Consider the following 456-nt stretch of genomic DNA (forward strand, 5'->3'; position numbering starts at 1 on the left):
GGACCGCTTTGAGCACATCGACTGCGCCATCACGGTCCTGGACATCGGCGGGGTGGACGAGGATGAAGATCAGAAATCCGCAGGTGTCGGTGAGGATGTGACGCTTGCGGCCTCTGATTTTCTTGCCTGCGTCATAGCCCCAAACCCCGCCGCTTTCCGTGGTTTTGACGCTTTGGCTGTCGATCACTCCGGCCGATGGCGAGGCCTCGCGCCCCTCGATCTCACGCAGGTTCATCACCAGCACGGTGTTGATCGTCTCGAACAATCGGGCGTTCCGCCAAGCGTAGAAATACCGCCGCACCGTCGAGACCGGCGGGAAGCATTTGGGCAGCATCCGCCACGCGCCGCCGCTCGATGCAACGTAGAGCAGCGCATTCAATACCTCGCGCATGTTCGTCGTGCGCCGCCGCCCGCCGGACTTCGCAGGCGGGATGAACGGCGCGGTGACAAACCACT

At 62.7% G+C, this 456-nt stretch carries 1 protein-coding gene; it reads right to left on the reverse strand.

Translation table 11 applies throughout. The features are described 5' to 3' along the window. Positions 1 to 456, reverse strand: a 456-nt coding sequence (locus A9995_RS15785; RefSeq protein ID WP_145917029.1) for an IS5 family transposase, incomplete at both ends; no start/stop codon positions are given.

Source organism: Erythrobacter sp. QSSC1-22B, assembly GCF_001678665.1.
GTDB lineage: Bacteria > Pseudomonadota > Alphaproteobacteria > Sphingomonadales > Sphingomonadaceae > Qipengyuania.